Source organism: Rahnella sp. AN3-3W3 (genome assembly GCF_003263545.1).
GTDB classification, from domain to species: Bacteria; Pseudomonadota; Gammaproteobacteria; order Enterobacterales; family Enterobacteriaceae; genus Rahnella; species Rahnella variigena.
This window is the reverse complement of the sequence record NZ_JYDG01000052.1, coordinates 1-20,239: the sequence shown is the minus strand read 5'-3', so window position 1 is coordinate 20,239 and position 20,239 is coordinate 1. Positions and strand designations below refer to the sequence as shown.

Annotated in this window: 16 protein-coding genes; 12 read left to right on the top strand and 4 right to left on the bottom strand. The window is 54.3% G+C overall.

Features of this window, described 5'->3' with window-relative positions; genetic code table 11:
- Positions 1-228 precede the first annotated feature (228 nt).
- From UC15_RS15105 to gntR, 5 genes are all read left to right on the top strand, one after another.
- The gene (locus UC15_RS15105; protein ID WP_112289202.1) at positions 229-552 is read left to right on the top strand and encodes a PTS sugar transporter subunit IIB; all 324 of its coding nucleotides are present in this window, start codon (positions 229-231) and stop codon (positions 550-552) included.
- Positions 549-1,877 carry a PTS sugar transporter subunit IIC gene (locus tag UC15_RS15100; RefSeq protein WP_112289201.1) on the top strand — a complete coding sequence of 443 codons (1,329 nt, stop codon included), beginning with the start codon at positions 549-551 and terminating at the stop codon, positions 1,875-1,877. The genes UC15_RS15105 and UC15_RS15100 overlap by 4 nt, the downstream gene beginning before the upstream one ends.
- Positions 1,878-1,930: 53 nt before the next feature.
- Positions 1,931-3,313, top strand: coding sequence for a glycoside hydrolase family 1 protein (locus UC15_RS15095; RefSeq protein WP_112289200.1), 1,383 nt, complete (start codon positions 1,931-1,933; stop codon positions 3,311-3,313).
- Positions 3,314-3,326: 13 nt separating this feature from the next.
- Entirely contained in the window at positions 3,327-4,244 is a 918-nt protein-coding gene (locus UC15_RS15090; protein ID WP_112289199.1) for a LacI family DNA-binding transcriptional regulator, read from the top strand.
- A gap of 106 nt (positions 4,245-4,350) precedes the next feature.
- Complete coding sequence (gene gntR / locus UC15_RS15085) at positions 4,351-5,346, top strand: gluconate operon transcriptional repressor GntR (RefSeq protein ID WP_112289207.1); 996 nt, start codon at positions 4,351-4,353, stop codon at positions 5,344-5,346.
- A gap of 146 nt (positions 5,347-5,492) precedes the next feature.
- Here gntR and UC15_RS15080 read toward each other — a convergent pair whose 3' ends face one another.
- Positions 5,493-6,008 (bottom strand): gluconokinase, encoded by a 516-nt coding sequence (locus tag UC15_RS15080; protein ID WP_112289198.1) that lies wholly within the window; start codon positions 6,006-6,008, stop codon positions 5,493-5,495.
- A gap of 247 nt (positions 6,009-6,255) precedes the next feature.
- Here UC15_RS15080 and gntT point away from each other — a divergent pair, with 247 nt between their 5' ends.
- On the top strand, positions 6,256-7,572 hold the full coding sequence (gene gntT / locus UC15_RS15075) for a gluconate transporter (protein ID WP_112289197.1): 1,317 nt from the start codon (positions 6,256-6,258) through the stop codon (positions 7,570-7,572).
- A gap of 57 nt (positions 7,573-7,629) precedes the next feature.
- On the opposite strand, the gene nadS is transcribed toward gntT, so the two are convergent.
- The 3 genes from nadS to UC15_RS15060 all read right to left on the bottom strand — a co-directional run bounded on the left by nadS (position 7,630) and on the right by UC15_RS15060 (position 8,980).
- Complete coding sequence (gene nadS / locus UC15_RS15070; RefSeq protein ID WP_112289196.1) at positions 7,630-7,920, bottom strand: NadS family protein; 291 nt, start codon at positions 7,918-7,920, stop codon at positions 7,630-7,632.
- A 15-nt stretch (positions 7,921-7,935) separates the two neighbouring features.
- A complete protein-coding gene (locus tag UC15_RS15065; protein ID WP_112289195.1) occupies positions 7,936-8,259 on the bottom strand; it encodes a hypothetical protein in 324 nt (107 codons plus the stop codon).
- Between the two features lie 127 nt (positions 8,260-8,386).
- Positions 8,387-8,980 (bottom strand): YhgN family NAAT transporter, encoded by a 594-nt coding sequence (locus UC15_RS15060; protein WP_095923864.1) that lies wholly within the window; start codon positions 8,978-8,980, stop codon positions 8,387-8,389.
- Between the two features lie 210 nt (positions 8,981-9,190).
- Here UC15_RS15060 and asd point away from each other — a divergent pair, with 210 nt between their 5' ends.
- The 6 genes from asd to glgP all read left to right on the top strand — a co-directional run bounded on the left by asd (position 9,191) and on the right by glgP (position 20,203).
- On the top strand, positions 9,191-10,294 hold the full coding sequence (gene asd, locus UC15_RS15055) for an aspartate-semialdehyde dehydrogenase (protein WP_112289194.1): 1,104 nt from the start codon (positions 9,191-9,193) through the stop codon (positions 10,292-10,294).
- Between the two features lie 412 nt (positions 10,295-10,706).
- On the top strand, positions 10,707-12,893 hold the full coding sequence (gene glgB / locus UC15_RS15050; RefSeq protein WP_112289193.1) for a 1,4-alpha-glucan branching protein GlgB: 2,187 nt from the start codon (positions 10,707-10,709) through the stop codon (positions 12,891-12,893).
- Positions 12,890-14,914 carry a glycogen debranching protein GlgX gene (gene glgX, locus UC15_RS15045; RefSeq protein ID WP_112289192.1) on the top strand — a complete coding sequence of 675 codons (2,025 nt, stop codon included), beginning with the start codon at positions 12,890-12,892 and terminating at the stop codon, positions 14,912-14,914. Before glgB ends, glgX begins: the two co-directional genes overlap by 4 nt.
- Before the next feature lie 17 nt (positions 14,915-14,931).
- A complete protein-coding gene (glgC, locus tag UC15_RS15040; protein WP_112289191.1) occupies positions 14,932-16,209 on the top strand; it encodes a glucose-1-phosphate adenylyltransferase in 1,278 nt (425 codons plus the stop codon).
- Between the two features lie 71 nt (positions 16,210-16,280).
- On the top strand, positions 16,281-17,717 hold the full coding sequence (gene glgA, locus UC15_RS15035) for a glycogen synthase GlgA (RefSeq protein ID WP_112289190.1): 1,437 nt from the start codon (positions 16,281-16,283) through the stop codon (positions 17,715-17,717).
- 38 nt (positions 17,718-17,755) lie between these two features.
- Positions 17,756-20,203: a glycogen phosphorylase gene (gene glgP, locus UC15_RS15030; protein ID WP_112289189.1), complete on the top strand. Its 2,448-nt coding sequence runs from the start codon at positions 17,756-17,758 to the stop codon at positions 20,201-20,203.
- Positions 20,204-20,239 lie beyond the last annotated feature (36 nt).

Genomic DNA, 20,239 nt, shown 5'->3' with positions numbered 1-20,239 from the left:
CTGCGGTGATAATTGTTATTCGTTTTCCCTGTAGCGACACTTTTTTCCTGCGCGAATGACATTTGCTCAATATGTGAAACATTTCACATCGCCGGACAATCGCCGTGAAATTTTATGAACAGGCTCGCACATTTCTGCGGAAACCATGGAAACCGGTTTCCATAACGCCTCAAATACCCTCAGCAAGTCAAAGCGGGCAGAACCTAAATCATCTGGGAGTGAAGCAAAATGAAAAGAATCATGCTTTGTTGTTCGGCGGGGATGTCGACCAGTTTGTTAGTGCGCAAAATGAAAGAAGTGGCGGCAGAGCGCGGCGAAGAAGTGCAGATCGACGCGTTCGGTGCCAGCGAATTTGACGAAAAATTCCGCGACTATCAGGTCGTGCTGCTCGGGCCGCAGGTGCGTTACATGCAGGCTGATTTATCCAAAAGAGCCGCAGAATTTAATATTCCGGTCGAAACCATCAACATGATGGATTACGGCATGCAGCGCGGCGACAACGTGCTCGACTTCGCTTACGGCCTGATCGCACAGGAAGGAAGCCGCGTATGAGTGGCCTTTATCAGGCGATGGTTAACGTCATCGAAAAACACATCACGCCACTGGCGGGGAGTGTCGGTCAGCAGCGGCATGTGATCGCCATCCGTGACGGGTTTATCGCGGCGTTGCCTTTTATGATTATCGGCTCATTCATGCTGGTCTTCATTTTTCCGCCTTTCTCGCCGGACACCACCTGGGGTTTTGCGCGCGGCTGGCTGGATTTGTCGCTGAAATACCGCGAGCAGCTGATGCTGCCCTGGTATCTGAGCATGGGCGTGATGACATTTTTCATCTCGGTGGGCATCGGCGCAAGCCTCGGTAAACACTACAAACTCGACCCGATCATGACCGGCTTGCTGGCGTTTATGGCGTTCCTGCTGGTGGCGGCGCCGTATCATGACAAACAAATCTCGACGCAGTATTTCTCCGGGGAAGGTATCTTTACTGCGATCCTGACGGCGATTTATGCCGCTGAAGTGTATGCGCTGCTCAAACGCCGCAACATCACTATCCGTCTGCCGAAAGAAGTGCCGACCGGCGTGGCGCGTTCGTTTGAAATTCTCATTCCGGTGGTGGTGATCGTCGCTACGCTGCATCCGCTGAATCTGTTTATTCAGTCCACCACTGGCATGATTATTCCTGAAGCCATCATGCACTTGCTGGCACCGCTGGTTTCCGCATCCGATTCTTTGCCGGCAATTTTGATTTCGGTGTTTATCTGTCAGGTGCTGTGGTTTGCAGGCATTCACGGTGCGCTGATTGTGACCGGCATCATGAATCCGTTCTGGATGACCAATCTGGCGCTGAACCAGACGGCGTTACAGAACGGTGAGCCGCTGCCACATATCTATCTGCAAGGATTCTGGGATCACTATCTGCTGATTGGCGGCGTCGGCTCGACCCTGCCGCTGGCGATCCTGCTGCTGTGCAGCAAGGCCGTGCATCTGCGCACCATTGGTAAAATGGGCGTGGTGCCGAGCTTCTTCAACATCAACGAACCGATCCTGTTCGGTACGCCGATTATCATGAATCCGGTGTTCTTCCTGCCGTTCACACTGGTTCCGATGCTGAACGCAATTTTTGCGTATACCGCCACCAAACTGGGCTGGGTCGCGCAAGTGGTCTCGCTCACACCCTGGACAACGCCTGCGCCCATTGGTGCGTCATGGGCCGCAAACTGGGCATTCAGTCCGGTAATTATGTGCCTGTTCTGTATGGTGTTATCAGCCGTAATGTACTACCCGTTCCTGAAAGCCTATGAACGTACGTTGCTGAAACAGGAAGCGGAAAAAGCCACGGCACAAACGGCGGGCAATGCCGTGCCGGCAAGCAGCTAAACAGTCAAATAATTCAGTTAAAAACGTAAAGCTAACGGACAGCGAGGATGACAATGAAATACGCATTTCCAAAAGAATTCTGGTGGGGCAGTGCCAGTTCAGCGCCGCAGACGGAAGGTGAAGCCCTGAGCCACGGCAAAAGCGCGACGGTGTGGGATCACTGGTATTCACAGCAGCCGACGCGTTTTCACAACGACGTGGGTCCGCAGGATACCTCGACGTTTTATAAAAACTGGCGCGAAGACATCGCGTTGCTGAAACAGCTGAACCACAACACGTTTCGCACGTCGATTTCCTGGGCGCGTTTGATCCCCAACGGACGCGGCGAAGTGAATCAGGAAGCGGTCACGTTTTATAATCAGGTGATCGACGAAATGCTGGCGCAGGGCGTGCAGCCGTTTATCAATCTGTTCCACTTTGATATGCCGATGGCGATGCAGGAAATCGGCGGCTGGGAAAACCGCGACGTCGTGCAGGCTTACGCCAACTATGCCGATACCTGTTTTGAATTATTCGGCGACCGTGTGAAGCACTGGTTCACCTTCAACGAACCGGTGGTGCCGGTGGAAGGCGGCTATCTGTATGACTTCCATTACCCGAACGTGGTGGATTTCAAACGTGCCGCCACGGTGGCGTATCACACCATGCTGGCGCATTCTCTGGCGGTGAAAGCCTATCGTGCCCGCAATACCGGTGGTGAAATCGGTATCATCCTCAACCTCACGCCATCGTATCCGCGCTCGCAAAATCCGGCAGATCTGAAAGCCGCCAATATTGCGGATCTGATGTTTAACCGCAGTTTCCTCGATCCGGCGCTGCGCGGTGAATATCCGCAGGAACTGGTGGAATTGCTGAAAAAACACGGTCAGCTTCCGGCCTGTCAGCAGGGCGATAAAGAACTGCTGCAACAGGGCGTGGTAGATTTACTCGGCATCAACTATTACCAGCCGCGCCGTATTCAGTGCCGCGACAGTATGGTCAATCCCGAAAGTCCATTTATGCCAGAATGGTTTTTCGATAACTACGTGATGCCGGGACGTAAAATGAACCCGCACCGTGGCTGGGAAATCTACGAACAGGGCATTTACGACATCCTCACCAATCTGCGTGAAAACTACGGCAATCCGCGCTGTTTTATTTCTGAAAACGGCATGGGCGTGGAGCATGAACTGCGCTTCGAAAAGGATGGCCGGATTGATGATGATTACCGCATTGAGTTTGTCAGCGGGCATCTGAAATGGCTGCACCGGGCGTTGCAGGAAGGCAGCGGCTGTCTCGGCTACCATATGTGGACATTTATTGACTGCTGGTCATGGATGAATGCCTACAAAAACCGGTATGGTTTCATCCAGCTGGATCTGGAAACCCAGAAACGCACGGTGAAGAAAAGCGGCGAATGGTTCGCGGCGGTGTCTAAAAACAACGGCTTCGATTAACACAAGGAAAGACATGGCAAACATTAACGACGTTTCGCGGCTGGCGAAGGTGTCGAAAGCGACGGTGTCCCGTGTTTTGAGTGGCAGCCGCGGTGTCAAAGAGGAAAGCCGCCTGGCCGTAATGCAGGCGGTGGAAACGCTGCAATATAAACCGAGCGTGATTGCGCAGTCGCTGTCCACGCAATCTACCGGCTGTATCGGCGTGATTTGTGCGACGGAAAACATTAACCAGTCCACCGGTTATCTGCACGCGCTGGAAAAAGAGCTGCGGCTGAATCAGAAGTATTTGCTGTTGCGGTTTGCCACCGACGCAGCAAGCCTTACGCATTCCATGGACGAAATCGGGCGCGGTCTGTGCGATGCAATGATTGTGATTGGCGCGCGATTTGCGTTGCCGGTATTGCCTGAAAACGTCATCACCATTGACTGTCTGGACGCGGATTTAGCGCGCAGTATTCATTTTGACCGCAGCTTTGCGGCTGAAACCGCCTGCCAGTATGTGCTCAAACAAGGGCGCAGGCAGATTGCGCTGATCAATCCGGAGAGTCATGAAACTGCCGGGCAAATTTTGCAGGGATATCACCTCGCGCTGGAGAAATTCCTGCTGCCTTATGACCGGCGGCTGGTACACAGCGGCGGACAGGCATTGTCGCAACTGCTGGCGCAAAACGTGCCGTTCAACGCGCTGCTGGTGCCGGACGATGCCACCGCGCAGGATGCACTCCGTCAGCTTGCACAGCACGGGCGTGCCGTGCCTGAAAATGTGATGGTATTCAGCCTCGACAGCACGCTGCCGCCGGGTGTTTCTGCCGTTCCGGCAATTGCCTATCCGCTGGAAACACTGGCACAACGTGCGATGGCGTTACTGACCGGCCAGTTCTCCGCCAGTCTCAGCGCACCGGTTCGCGGCCAGCTTTCGTTACCTTCCTGACAAACCTCTCATGTCGCGCAGCAACGGATATCCGCCTGCGCGATTGTTTGCTAACATCACGCTCTGATCCCTTAACCTTTTCAGCGGCACCATCTCATTGATGAATATCAAGAAAAAAAGACCCGTACTCCAGGATGTTGCCGACAAGGTGGGCGTCACCAAAATGACGGTCAGCCGTTATTTGCGCAATCCTGAACAGGTTTCCGGTGCGTTGCAGGAAAAGATTTCTGCGGCGCTCGACGAGCTGGGTTACATCCCCAACCGCGCACCGGATATTCTTTCCAATGCGAAAAGCCGCGCCATCGGCGTGCTGCTGCCGTCGCTGACCAACCAGGTATTCGCCGAAGTGCTGCGCGGCATCGAAAGCGTGACCGATATCCACGGCTATCAAACCATGCTGGCGCACTACGGCTACAGCCAGGAGCGCGAAGAACAGCGTCTGACCTCGCTGCTTTCCTACAATATCGACGGGCTGATTTTGTCCGAACGCCATCACACGGCACGAACGCTGAAGATGATTGAAGTGGCCGGTATTCCGGTGGTGGAAATGATGGACTGCGTATCGCCGTGCGTCGATCTGGCGGTCGGGTTTAACAACTTCGAAGCCGCCCGACAAATGACCCAGCAAATTATCGCCCGTGGCCATCGGCATGTGGTGTATTTCGGCGCGCGTCAGGACGAACGTACGATTATCAAACAGCAAGGTTACGAGCAGGCGATGCGCGAATCCGGGCTGGAACCTTACAGCGTGATGACCAGCCGCTCCTCAAGTTACAGCGCGGGCGCGGAATTACTGCGTCAGGCGCAAAAAGACTGGCCGAAAATCGACAGTATTTTCTGCACCAACGATGACCTGGCGGCGGGCGCATTTTTTGAATGTCAGCGTCAGGGGCTGAAAATCCCGTCACAAATGGCGATTGCCGGTTTCCACGGTCACAACATGGGACAGGCAATGGAACCGCCGCTGGCCAGCGTACTCACGCCGCGCGAAAGAATGGGGCAGATTTCCGCCGAACGTCTGCTGGCGAGATTACGCGGCGAAGAAGTGGTGCCGAGGATGGTGGATGTCGGGTTTACGATATCTGCGGGTGGAAGTATCTGATTTGCATGAGCCTGGTTTACTTGCCACTTTGAATCCGGGTGGTGCTCGTCCTCCTCACGTACTACGTGTACGCTCCGGGGCCTGCGCTCCATCCGAATCCAAATTGGCTGCGCCACCGACGGCTCACCTGTGGCTTTTTTAAAGTCTTACTTCTGTACCGTCTTCAAAGCCGCGATACAGCGATCCACCACACCATCGAATTTATGATCGATATTCACGCGCAACACGTCCGGTTCGTCTTCGCCCGGTTCTTCGAGCGCATCGAACTGGCTGCGCAGTAAATCGGTCGGCATAAAGTGTCCGGCGCGGGCTTTCAGGCGTTCGGCAATCACGTCAAAACTGCCTTTCATGTAGATGAACACCATGCCTTCGTTGTCTTTACGCAGCGCGTCGCGGTAGCGGCGTTTCAGCGCAGAACAGACAATAATGCCGGTTTCATTTTTATGGCGCAGGCTGTAAGCCGCGTCGTTCAGGCGCAATAACCACGGCGCACGATCGTCGTCGTTGAGTGGCGTGCCGCTGGCCATTTTCTGGATATTGGCACGGGGATGAAGATCATCGCCGTCGATAAATTTCGCGTTAATTTCACGGGCCAGTGCCGCGCCGACGGTGGATTTACCGCTGCCTGACACGCCCATCAGAATGATGCTTTGTCCTGCCATAAGTATGATCTCTATCCCAAAATGAACATTTTGACTGCGTAGTGAGTCCTAATATTAGCATGTTACCGGTATCATGATACCGGTAACAAATGGAGATGTGACTAATATCACAAAGGAATGCACTGCTGTTTTAGCGGTCGCGGTCTGTACCCGTTGCACTGTTAATTCCTACAACATGTTGAAAATTAAAAACAATGCGTCACCCGGTTTTTAGCCATACCGCAGTGACAGCATGAGGGGAAAGAATATGCCATTAGTTATTGTAGCGGTGGGTGTCGCACTGCTGTTGTTACTTATGATCCGATTTAAGCTTAATGGCTTCATTGCACTGATCCTGGTCGCGCTGGCGGTGGGTATCATGCAGGGAATGCCGGTCGACAAAGTCATCACGTCGATCAAAAACGGGGTAGGCGGCACGCTCGGCAGTCTGGCGCTGATCATGGGCTTCGGTGCCATGCTCGGTAAAATGCTGGCGGATTGCGGCGGTGCGCAGCGCATCGCGACCACGCTTATCGAAAAGTTTGGCCGTGAACACATTCAGTGGGCGATTGTACTGACCGGTTTCATCGTCGGTTTTGCGCTGTTCTATGAAGTCGGCTTCGTGCTGATGTTGCCACTGGTATTTACCGTGGCGGCGGCGGCGCGTCTGCCACTGCTGTATGTCGGTGTGCCGATGGCGGCTGCATTGTCCGTGACGCACGGTTTCCTGCCTCCGCACCCTGGCCCGACAGCGATTGCCACCATTTTCCATGCGGATATGGGCAAAACTCTGTTGTATGGCTCACTGCTGGCGGTGCCGACGGTCATTCTGGCGGGCCCGGTTTATGCGCGTTTCCTGAAAGGGATCGACAAACCGGTTCCGGAAGGCCTGTTTAACCCGAAAACCTTCACGGAAGAAGAAATGCCGGGCTTTGGCGTCAGTGTCGCGACGTCACTGGTGCCGGTTATTCTGATGGCATTCCGCGCCGTCTGCGAAATGATCTTGCCGAAAGGCCATCCGGTACTGGCTTACGCTGAGTTCTTCGGCGACCCGGTAATGGCTACGCTGATTGCGGTACTCATCGCTATCTTCACCTTCGGCCTGAACCGTGGCCGTAAGATGGATGAAGTGATGGCGACTGTCAGCGATTCCATCAAAATCATCGCCATGATGTTGTTAATCATCGGCGGTGGCGGGGCGTTCAAACAGGTGCTGGTAGACAGCGGGATTGAAAAATACATCGCCGCCCTGATGCACGGCAGCAACCTGTCGCCAATCCTGCTGGCGTGGTCAATTGCTGCGGTGCTACGTATCGCACTGGGTTCTGCCACCGTTGCCGCGATTACCGCAGGCGGCATTGCTGCGCCACTGATCGCAACGACTGGTGTCAGTCCTGAACTGATGGTGATCGCCGTCGGTTCCGGCAGCGTGATTTTCTCACACGTCAACGATCCGGGTTTCTGGTTGTTCAAGGAGTACTTCAACCTGAGCATCGTCGAAACCTTTAAATCCTGGTCAGTGCTGGAAACCATCATCTCCCTGTGTGGTCTGGGCGGATGTCTGTTGCTGTCGATGGTCGTCTGACGGCCCGTTGTTAGCATAAAAAAGGCGAGCCATGTGGCTCGCCTTTTTTACATCATTTTAAATTGTTTTAAGCATCTGGATAATTTGCGGATTCAGTTCCAGCATTTTCAACAGCTTCAATGCTGCGCCATTTGGCAAACGCTTTTGTTGTTCCCATGCCTGCACCAGCGAGGGAGAAACACCAAGCAACCGGGCGAACTCATCCTGTTTAACACCTGCTTTTGTGCGAATTTGTTTTACTTCAGGCATGGAAATACGCGTGATATGCGCAGGTGACATCTCACCTTTACGGATCGCGACCATTTCTTCAGCGGATTGTCGCAATTCTTCAAAGAATTCTTTCGTCATGGTCTATCTCCTGTGTCACGACAGACTTCGTACAATGTTTTTCAAAATCGATTTTTCGCTTTCCGTCAGAGAATCTTTCTCACTCTTGGGATAAACCAGCAGCATGTAAATCTGACCATCAGCGCACAGGTAATAATAAATCGCCCGCACACCTGCACTTTTCCCCCGACGATGGTTACCCCAGCGGACTTTTCTGCAACCGCCCGTCCCGACGATCAAAGCCCCTGCATCGGGATAATGCGTGAGGTATTCCTGAAACTGGCGATATTCCTCCTCAGTCAGCAGCTCTTTGCATTTGCGGCTAAAAGTCGGGGTTTCGATAAACTCCAGATATTCCATATGACTCATTCCATGACTCAAGATGGCAGGATAATACTCTCACGGGGTAAGAGTTCAACGCGAGGTTTTTCTCGTCAGAAACGAAAAAGGCGAGCCATGTGGCTCGCCTTTTTCGTTTCTTCTGTCGCTAAATCTTCAAATACGCCCTGATCCCATCGAGGAACATCTGCGTTGAGAGCATGACCAGAATCAGGCCCATCAGACGTTCGAGGGCGCTGACGCCTTTGTCGCCGAGCAGTCGCAGGAACAAATTCGACAGCAGAAGAATGGCCATCGACAGGCCCCAGGCGATGAACAGGGCCAGCGTTAAGTGGCTCATCTGATTCGGATACTGGTGCGAAAGCAGCATCAGCGTGGCGAGAATCGACGGACCGGCCACCAGCGGGATCGCCATCGGCACGAGGAAGGGTTCTTCACCGGCAGGCAGGCCGCTGCTGCTTTTCTCTTCCGACGGGAAAATCATTTTGATAGCAATCAGGAACAGAATGATACCGCCTGAAATCGACACGGTTTCGGTGCGCAGATTCAGGAACGACAGGATTTTTTCACCGGCGAACAGGAAAATCAGCATCAGGATAAGCGCGATCAGCATTTCGCGGATCAGCACCACTCTGCGACGTTTCGGGTCGAGATGTTTTAAGACCGACATAAAAATCGGTAAGTTGCCCAGCGGATCCATAATTAAAAACAGCAAAATGGTTGCTGAAATCATTTCGGTCATAACTACCTCAGAAAAAATGCCTGTTATAAGTTGCGCTGCTATTAAAGGCTGCACTATTGATTAAATTCACTTGCCACTTCTACTACATTTTGTAAGGTGGTAGACCCGCGCGTTAACGGGGCACAGTGCATCAAAACAGGCACTCGCTTAGTGCAAACGCGCGTTCAGGCTGTTTTAAGCAGTTATCACCCTCAGGGCAGGACAGATATTATGAAAAATGTAGGTTTCGTTGGCTGGCGTGGAATGGTTGGTTCTGTACTCATGCAACGCATGATTGAAGAACGCGATTTCGACGCTATCCGTCCGGTATTCTTCTCCACCTCTCAGCACGGTCAGGCCGCGCCTTCTTTCACGGGTCAGTCTGGGACCTTGCAGGATGCCTATGATCTGGACGCACTGAGTGCGCTGGACATTATCATCACCTGTCAGGGCGGCGATTATACCAATGAAATCTATCCTAAGCTGCGTGAAATCGGTTGGTCCGGCTACTGGATTGACGCAGCTTCCTCTCTGAGAATGGAAGATGACGCGATAATCATCCTCGACCCGGTCAACAGCGCCGTAATCCATCAGGGTATCGACAAAGGCATCAAAACCTTTGTGGGCGGTAACTGTACCGTCAGCCTGATGCTGATGTCGCTCGGCGGCCTGTTCGCTAATGACCTGATCGAATGGGCATCTGTCGCCACCTATCAGGCGGCGTCCGGCGGCGGTGCGCGTCACATGCGTGAACTGCTGACCCAGATGGGGATGCTGCATAGCAGCGTGGCGAAAGAGCTGGAAAACCCGGCATCGGCCATTCTGGATATCGAACGTAACGTCACTGCTCTGACCCGCAGCGGCACATTGCCGACCGATAACTTCGGTGTTCCGCTGGCAGGCGGTCTGATCCCGTGGATCGACAAACAGCTCGATAACGGCCAGACCAAAGAAGAATGGAAAGGTCAGGCGGAAACCAACAAAATTCTCGGCACTTCCAGCATTATTCCGGTGGATGGCCTGTGTGTCCGTATCGGCGCGCTGCGCTGCCACAGCCAGGCATTCACCCTGAAGCTGAAAAAAGACGTGTCGATTCCAGAAATCGAACAGATGCTGGCATCGCACAATGACTGGGTTCGCGTGATCCCGAATGACCGTGAACTGTCGATGCGCGAACTGACCCCGGCGGCGGTAACCGGCACCATGAACACGCCGGTTGGCCGTCTGCGTAAACTGAATATGGGGCCGCAATATCTGTCGGCGTTCACCGTCGGTGACCAGCTGCTGTGGGGCGCGGCAGAGCCTTTACGCCGTATGCTGCGCATCCTTTTGTAAGGTGAAAACTGCCCTGTTTTCTTTGTAAATATTTCCCCCGCGGGACACCAGCACGGTGTCCCGTTTTTATTTCAGCCTTCAATAACTTCCGCCGTTTCTCTCTCCGTCCGCAGCGCTTTTTACTGTATTTTTCTTTTTCAAAAATTTGTCCATTTTTGAACTCCTTAACGCCCTGCCTTTTTTAATCTTTGTCTATGCTTAGTAGAAGAGCTCTGCCTTTTTGAGAAGCGGAATTAGAGACTTATTTGGAAATTGTGAACACAGGCGCACTGGCGCATTTTTTGGCAAAACTGAAGCACCGCCAGATCACAATGCAATGATAAAAAGGGGAGCACACTTAACTTACGGTCGTATTGAATATCTGAATGATTTTATTTGATTTATTGATTTAATTAATCATAGGACGAAATGCATGTCTGTACTTCCCGATCAGCACGTCATTAATCAAATTATATCTGGCCATTACGCTGATCCTTTTTCTCTTTTGGGAATGCATTCTGTCGCTGCCGGGCTGGAAGTACGTGCCCTGTTGCCGGATGCCGATCAGGTCTGGGTTATTGATGTACAAAAAGGCAAGCAGGTGGCAGAACTGCGCCGTTATGACGAGCGCGGTTTCTTTGTCGGCCTGATCCCACGTCGTAAAAATGCGTTCCGTTACAAGCTGGAAGTTCGCTGGGGCGAGGACCGCCATGTGATTGACGACCCGTACCGGTTCGGCACGTTGTTGCAGGAGCTGGATATCTGGCTGCTGGCAGAAGGCACGCATCTGCGGCCATATGAGAAACTCGGTGCGCATCCGCAAACGCTGGACGACGTCGAAGGCGTCAGTTTCGCGGTCTGGGCACCGAACGCCACCCGGATTTCCGTGGTGGGTGAATTCAACTTCTGGGATGGCCGCCGTCACCCGATGCGTCAGCGCCGTGAAAACGGCATCTGGGAATTATTCATTCCTGCCGTCCGCGAAGGTCAGCTGTATAAATTCGAAATTATCGACTGCCGTGGCAATGTCAGTCTGCGTGCCGATCCTTATGCCTTTGAGGCGCAGATGCGTCCGGACACCGCCTCGTGCGTGCGTAAGTTACCGGATGTTGTGCCGCATTCAGAAAGCAGAAAGAAAGCGAATGCGCTGAATCAGCCCGTTTCTGTCTATGAAGTGCATCTGGGTTCCTGGCGTCGTCATACCGATGACAATTTCTGGCTCAGCTATGGCGAGCTGGCCGAGCAGTTAGTGTCCTATGCCAAATGGATGGGCTTCACGCATATCGAACTGATGCCGGTCAACGAGCATCCGTTCGACGGCAGCTGGGGTTATCAGCCGCTGGGTATGTACGCGCCGACCCGTCGTTTCGGCACGCCGATGGAGTTCAAAGCCTTTATCGATGCCGCGCACAACGCCGGTCTGAATGTGATCCTCGACTGGGTGCCGGGGCATTTCCCGAGCGATACCTACGGGCTGGCACAGTTCGACGGCACCGCGCTGTACGAATATGCCGATCCGCGAGAAGGTTATCATCAGGACTGGAACACGCTGATTTATAACTATGGCCGCCATGAAGTGCGTAACTATCTGGCCGGAAATGGTTTTTACTGGATTGAACGCTTCGGCATTGACGGTCTGCGCGTAGATGCCGTGGCGTCGATGATTTACCGCGATTACAGCCGTAAAGCGGGCGAGTGGATCCCCAATTATTACGGTGGCCGTGAAAACCTCGAAGCCATTTCTTTCCTGAAATACACCAACCATACGATTGGCAAGGAACTCGGCGGCGCAGTGACGCTGGCCGAAGAATCGACTGATTATCCGGGCGTCACCATGCCGCCGGACGCGAACGGACTGGGCTTCCATTACAAATGGAATTTGGGCTGGATGCACGACTCGCTGACGTATATGCAGCTCGATCCGGTTCACCGCAAATACCACCACAATCTCATGACGTTCGGCGTACTTTACGCCTACAGCGAGAACTTCATGCTGCCGCTTTCGCACGATGAAGTGGTACACGGTAAAAAATCCCTGCTGGATAAAATGCCCGGCGACGTCTGGCAGAAGTTTGCCAACCTGCGCGCTTATTACGGCTTTATGTGGGCACATCCGGGCAAAAAACTGCTGTTTATGGGCGGTGAATTTGCGCAGGGGCGCGAGTGGAATTTCGACGCCAGCCTCGACTGGCATCTGCTGGACGACGCGACCGGCTGGCACAGCGGCGTGCAGCACCTGGTGCGCGACCTGAACCTGACGTATCAGGCCAACGCACCGCTGTATGAACTGGATTACAACCCGCGTGGCTTTGAATGGCTGGTGGTTGATGACCATGAAAACTCTATTTTCGCCTTTGCACGTCGCGACGAAAACGGCGGTGAAATCATCGTTATCAGCAATTTCACGCCGGTGCCACGTGAGCACTATCGCATCGGCATTAGCCGCCCTGGCCGTTACCGTGAAATTCTTAACACCGATTCGCATTTCTACCGTGGCAGCAATGTCGGCAACGGCTGCGACGTTTACAGCGAAAACACCGGTCATCATCAGCGTGAACATTCCATCAGCGTAACGATCCCGCCGCTGGCGACGGTCTATTTGCGAAGGGAGGCGGAATGAAACAGCTCGCGGCTGGTCAGCCCGCGCCTTTTGGTGCGCATCTCAGAGATAACGGCGTCAATTTTTGCCTGTACTCCGCGCATGCGGAGAAAGTGGAATTATGTCTTTTTGATGAGACCGGCAGCGAGCAGCATCTGCCTTTACCGGGGCGCACCGGCAATCTGTGGCACGGTTTTCTGCCCGACGCCAAAGCCGGACAGCGTTACGGTTACCGCGTTTACGGACCGTTCGACCCGGAAAATGGCCATCGTTTTAACCCGAAAAAAGTGCTGATTGATCCCAGCGCACGGGCCGTTGACGGTGTGCTGGATGACAATGCGCGCTTTACCGGCGGCACTGACGCACCGGACGATAAAGACAGCGCCGTGGTCGCACCGAAATCAGTCGTCGTCGCCGGAAATTTCGACTGGGGCGATGATAAACCCCCTGCCAGACCGTGGGGCGAAACGGTGATTTACGAGGCGCATGTGCGCGGCCTGACCCGCCAGCACCCGCGTATTCCGGCGGCCATTCGCGGCACCTACGCCGGACTGGCGCATCCGGTCATGCTCGAATATTTACAGCATCTGGGCGTGACGGCGATAGAACTTTTGCCGGTGCAACACCATGCCGATGAGCCGCGTTTGCAAAAACTGGGGCTGAGTAATTACTGGGGCTATAACGTGCTGGCGCCGTGCGCCGTGGACCCGCGTTATGCCAGCGGACAGGGCGGTGTGTCAGCGCTGAATGAGTTTAAATCGGCGGTTAAAGCCCTGCATCAGGCCGGTATCGAAGTGATCCTCGACGTGGTGTTCAATCACAGTGCTGAGCTGGATATCGACGGGCCATTTATCTCGTTTAGGGGCATCGACAATGCCAGTTATTACTGGCTTAACGAAGACGGTTCCGACAACAACATGACCGGCTGTGGCAACACGCTGCGCCTGATGGACGATGAAGTCATCGCCTGGACAATTGACTGTCTGAATTACTGGGTGCGTGAATGTCACGTCGATGGCTTCCGTTTTGATTTAGCCACCGTTCTTGGCAGAACGCCGGAGTTCAGTGCGCAATCGCCGCTGTTCAACGCCATTAAGCAGGATGCCGTTCTCTCGCAGGTCAAACTGATTGCAGAGCCCTGGGATATCGGCACCGGAGGCTATCAGCTCGGCAATTTCCCGCCGCCGTTTGCGGAATGGAGCGATATCTGGCGCGACGATATGCGTCAGTTCTGGCTGCACGGCGATATTTCTCTCGGCCAGTTTGCCGGACGTCTGGCGGCCTCTGCCGACAAATTCAATCCCGCACAGCGCGAACCCTGGGCCAGCGTAAATATGCTGACGGCACACGACGGTTTCACGCTGCGCGATCTCGTGAGTTTTAACCAGAAACACAACCAGGCCAACGGCGAAGAAAACCGCGACGGCCACAACGAAAATTTCAGCCAAAACCACGGCGAAGAAGGGCTGGAGGCGTCTGCACACGTTCTGCAACAGCGCCGTCTCAGTCAGCGTGCTTTGCTGGCGACGCTGTTTCTGTCACAGGGCACGCCGATGTTGCTGGCCGGTGACGAGCAGGGTAACAGCCAGTCGGGCAACAACAACGCCTATTGTCAGGACAATCCGCTGACCTGGCTCGACTGGGAAAATGCCGATGAAAGCCTGACGGCCTATACCTCTGCGCTGATTGCCCTGCGCCGGAAAATTCCGGCACTGACGCAAAACCGCTGGTGGCAGGAAGGCAGTGAAGATGTGCAATGGCTGAATCAACAGGGGCAACCGATGAGCCCCGGCGACTGGGAACAGGGGCCGCAGCAATGGCTGCAAATCTGTCTGTCTCAGCGCTCGTTGCTTATCGTCAATGCTTCGCTGCACGAGGTTGATTTGCAACTGCCGCCGGGAAACTGGCAGCCGGTTGCGCCGTTCAACAGCGTGCTTTTTGATGAGGAACCCCGGCGTGTCATGGAAGGCTCGCAATGGCGGGCAGCAGCAAAAACCCTCTGTGTCCTACAAGATTTCACTCCACAGAGCCGGTCATTATAAAAACAAAGGAGTCAGATATGGCGACATTAGACAACCGGGACCCGGTCATGCTGGCACGACAGTTGCCGCTGAAATCCGTGGCGTTAATCCTTGCCGGGGGACGTGGTTCAAGACTGAAAGATTTGACCGCAACCCGGGCAAAACCCGCCGTCCACTTTGGCGGGAAATTCCGCATCATTGATTTTGCCCTGTCGAATTGCCTGAACTCCGGCATTCGCCGCATCGGTGTCATTACGCAATATCAGTCGCATACGCTGGTTCAGCATATTCAGCGCGGATGGTCTTTCTTCAATGAAGAAATGAACGAGTTCGTGGATTTACTGCCCGCGCAGCAACGCCACAGCACCGAGCACTGGTACAAAGGCACCGCCGATGCGGTGTATCAGAATCTGGATATTATCCGCCGCTATAACGCCGAATTTGTGGTGATCCTGGCGGGCGACCATATCTACAAAATGGACTACTCGCGGATGCTGATCGACCACGTGCAGAAGGGCGGTGAATGTACCGTCGCCTGCCTGGAAGTGCCGCGCGCTGAGGCCAGCGAGTTCGGGGTTATCGGCGTCACTGAGGATTATCACATCACCAGTTTCGTCGAAAAACCGAAAGACCCGCCAGCGATGCCCGGCAATCCCGATATGGCGCTGGCGAGCATGGGCATCTACATTTTTAATGCGGACTATCTGTTTCGTATGCTCGAAGAAGACATGGCCAGTGAGGAATCCAGCCATGATTTCGGCAAAGACCTGATCCCGAAACTGACCCGTCAGGGCGTTGCCCGTGCGCATCCGTTCGGACTTTCCTGCGTAACGCAAAACGATGACGCGCCGCCGTACTGGCGTGATGTCGGCACGCTCGATGCCTACTGGCGCGCTAATCTGGATCTGGCGTCAGTCACGCCGGAGCTGGATATGTACGACCACGACTGGCCGATCCGCACGCACATGGAGCCATTACCACCGGCCAAATTTGTGCAGGATCGCTCAGGCAGCCACGGCATGACCATGAACTCGCTGGTGGCTGGCGGCGTGATTGTCTCCGGTTCAGTGGTGGTGCATTCGGTGCTGTTCCCGCGGGTACGCGTTAACTCTTTCTGCAACATTGATTCGACGATTATTTTGCCGGATGTGAACGTGGGGCGTTCATGCCGCTTACGAAAATGCGTCATCGACCGCGCCTGTCAGATCCCCGAAGGCATGGTGATTGGCGAGAACGCGGATGAAGACAGCCGCCGGTTCTATCGTTCCGAAGGCGGCGTGGTGCTGGTCACGCGCGCGATGCTGGCGAAACTATAAACAGATATTAGAAAGTACGACTTTTCGTCATCCCGGTATTGCCGGGATGACCGGGATAATCAGGAGCGCGAATGCAGGTTTTACATGTTTGTTCCGAGCTGTTTCCGCTGTTAAAAACGGGCGGCCTTGCTGACGTCGCCGGTGCACTGCCCGCCGCTCAGATTGCGGAGGGCGCGGATGTCCGCGTGCTCATTCCAGGTTTTCCTGATGTCAAAAAAGGACTGGGAGAAACGCAGGTCATCGGCACGCTGGCGACCTTTGCCGGGCATGTCACCCTTTCACTGGGTTACTTTGATGGCGTGGGTATTTATGTGATTGATGTGCCCGGTTTGTACGATCGTCCCGGCAGCCCGTATCACGATCAATCGTCTTTTGCCTACCCGGATAACCATCTGCGCTTTGCGTTGCTGAGCTGGATGGCCTGCGAGCTGGCACTGAATTTTGACCCGCACTGGAAGCCGGATATCGTCCATTCTCACGACTGGCACGCCGGGCTGTGTTCCGCCTATATCCGCGCCCGAAACGCGCCGGTACGTACCGTGTTTACGGTGCATAATCTGGCGTTTCAGGGGCTGTTCTTCGCGCATCATCTCGATGAACTTTATATCCCGCGCGAATTCTTCCAGATGCACGGGCTGGAATTCTACGGCCAGATTTCTTTCCTGAAAGCCGGTCTGTTCTATTCCGACCATGTCACCACTGTCAGCCCGACCTACGCCAAAGAAATTACCCGGCCGGAGTTTGGTTACGGCATGGAATCGCTGCTGCTGGAGCGTGAAATGCAGGGGCGCCTGACCGGTATTCTTAACGGCGTCGATGAAGCCATCTGGCAGCCGCGTGATGACGTGCTGCTGTCGGCGCGTTACGACGCTGATGATTTGCGATCCAAAGCGGTCAACAAAGCCTATCTGCAACGGGCGATGGGGCTGGATGTGGATGATTCGCGTCTGGTGTTTGCGGTCGTCAGCCGCCTGACCAGCCAGAAAGGGCTGGATCTGGTGCTTGAAGCCTTGCCGGATTTACTCGAACGCGGCGGACAGCTGGCGCTGTTAGGCGCGGGTGACGCGGTGTTGCAACAGGCATTCCTGGCGGCAGCGGCGGACAATCCGGGGCAGGTCGGCGTGCAGCTCGGTTATCACGAGGCGTTTTCCCACCGCATCATCGGCGGCGCGGACGTCATCATGGTGCCGAGCCGTTTCGAGCCGTGCGGATTAACCCAACTTTACGGACTCAAATACGGCACCCTGCCGCTGGTACGTCGTACCGGCGGGCTGGCCGACACGGTGGTCGATTGTGCGCTGGAAAATCTGGCCGACGGAACTGCCAGTGGTTTTGTGTTTGAAGAAGCAACGGGGAAATCGCTCGGAAATGCGATCCGCCGCGCATTTGTTTTGTGGAGCCGTCCTAAGCACTGGCGACACGTACAACAACACGCCATGGGTATTGATTTTGGCTGGAAGGTGGCTGCACAGGAATATCTCACCCTGTATAACCGCCTGATGTCCTGACCCCTGAACGCAGCTAACTTGATCGGGAATGTAACGTTATGACTTCACCGTTTAATTACAACTCACCGACAGTCAGTGTCGAAGCGCTAAAGCATTCGATTGCTTATAAACTGATGTTTATTATCGGCAAAGATCCGTCCATTGCGACGCAACATGACTGGCTGAACGCCACGCTGTTTGCGGTTCGCGATCGTATGGTGGAACGCTGGCTGCGTTCTAACCGTGCGCAAACTTCACAGGACGTCCGGCAGGTTTATTACCTGTCGATGGAGTTTCTGATTGGACGAACCCTTTCCAATGCGTTGCTGGCGATGGGGATTTACGACGATCTGAAAAGCGCGCTCGATGAAATGGGCTTTGATCTCGAAGAACTGATCGGCGAAGAAAATGACCCGGGTTTAGGCAACGGCGGCCTCGGACGGCTGGCGGCGTGCTTCCTTGATTCTCTGGCCACGCTGGCGCTGCCGGGACGCGGTTACGGTATCCGCTACGAATATGGCATGTTCGCGCAAAGCATCATCAACGGTGAGCAAAAAGAAGCGCCAGATTACTGGCTGGAATACGGAAATCCGTGGGAATTCCAGCGTTATAACACCCGCTATAAAGTGCGTTTTGGCGGACGTGTGCAGCACGAGGGCGTCAAAACCCGCTGGCTGGAAACCGAAGAAGTCATCGCCTGCGCCTACGATCAGGTGATTCCGGGTTATGACACTGATGCCACCAATACCCTGCGGTTGTGGGGCGCGCAGGCCAGTAACGAAATCAATCTGGGTAAATTTAATCAGGGCGATTACTTTGCGGCGGTGGAAGATAAAAACCATTCCGAAAACGTGTCGCGCGTTCTGTATCCCGATGACTCGACCTATTCCGGCCGCGAGCTGCGGTTACGCCAGGAATATTTCCTGGTGTCGGCGACCGTGCAGGACATCCTCAACCGCCATTACACCACGCACCATACTTACGACAATCTGGCCGACAAAATTGCTATTCACCTCAACGATACGCACCCGGTGCTGTCGATCCCTGAGCTGATGCGTCTGCTTATCGACGAGCATAAATTTGAATGGAAAGACGCGTGGGAGACGGTGTGTCGGGTGTTCTCTTATACCAACCATACGCTGATGAGCGAAGCGCTGGAAACCTGGCCGGTAGACATGATCGGCAAGATCCTGCCGCGTCATCTGGAGATTATTTTCCAGATTAACGATCACTTCCTCAAAGAAGTGGCGGAGAAAATTCCCAACGATAACGGCCTGCTGTCACGCGTTTCGATAATCGATGAAGGGAATGGCCGCAAAGTGCGGATGGCATGGCTTGCGGTCATCGCCAGCCACAAAGTCAACGGCGTGTCCGAGCTGCATTCCGAGCTGATGGTGCAGTCGCTGTTTGCTGATTTTGCCCGCGTTTATCCGGATCGTTTCTGCAATAAAACCAATGGCGTGACGCCGCGCCGCTGGCTGGCACTGGCTAACAAACCGCTGTCGGCGGTGATTGATGACGCCATCGGCCAGACCTGGCGTTCTGATCTCAGCCAGCTGGCGGAACTGAAACAGAATCTGGATTACCTGAGTTTCCTGCAGGCGATACGCAAGGCCAAGCTGGACAATAAAAAGCGGCTGGCACTGTATATCGCCCAGAAACTGAACATTGTGGTGGATCCGAAAAGCCTGTTCGACGTGCAGATCAAACGCATCCATGAATACAAACGTCAGCTGATGAACGTGCTGCACGTCATCACCCGTTATAACCGTATTCTGGAAGAGCCGGACGCCGAATGGGTACCACGCACGGTGATTTTCGCCGGTAAAGCGGCATCGGCCTATTACGCCGCCAAACAGATCATCCGGCTGATCAACGACGTGGCGACGGTGATCAACAGTGATCCGCGTATCGGCAACAAACTGAAGATCGTCTTCATCCCTAACTACAGCGTCAGTCTGGCACAGCTGATCATTCCGGCGGCCGACCTTTCCGAGCAGATATCGCTGGCGGGTACTGAAGCGTCTGGTACCAGTAACATGAAATTTGCCCTGAACGGCGCGCTGACTATCGGTACGCTGGACGGTGCCAACGTCGAAATGCTCGAACATGTGGGTGAGGACAATATCTTTATCTTCGGCAACACCACGCCGCAGGTCGAGGAACTGCGCCAGAAAGGTTACAACCCGCATACCTATTTCGAGGAGGACGCTGAACTGCATCAGGTGCTGACGCAAATCGCCACCGGTGTCTTCAGCCCGGCCGAGCCGAAGCGCTACACCAACCTGTTCGATACGCTGGTCAATCTCGGTGATCACTATCAGGTGCTGGCGGATTACCGCAGTTATGTCGATACGCAGGATAAAGTCGATGAGCTGTATAAACTGCCGGAAGAGTGGACGCGCCGCACGTTGCATAACATCGCCAACATGGGCTATTTCTCTTCGGATCGTACCATTCAGGAATACGCCGATGAGATTTGGAATATAAAGCCGGTGAAGTTGTAGAGCGGGAATAACGGTGGGACTTTCAGCTCCTCCCCC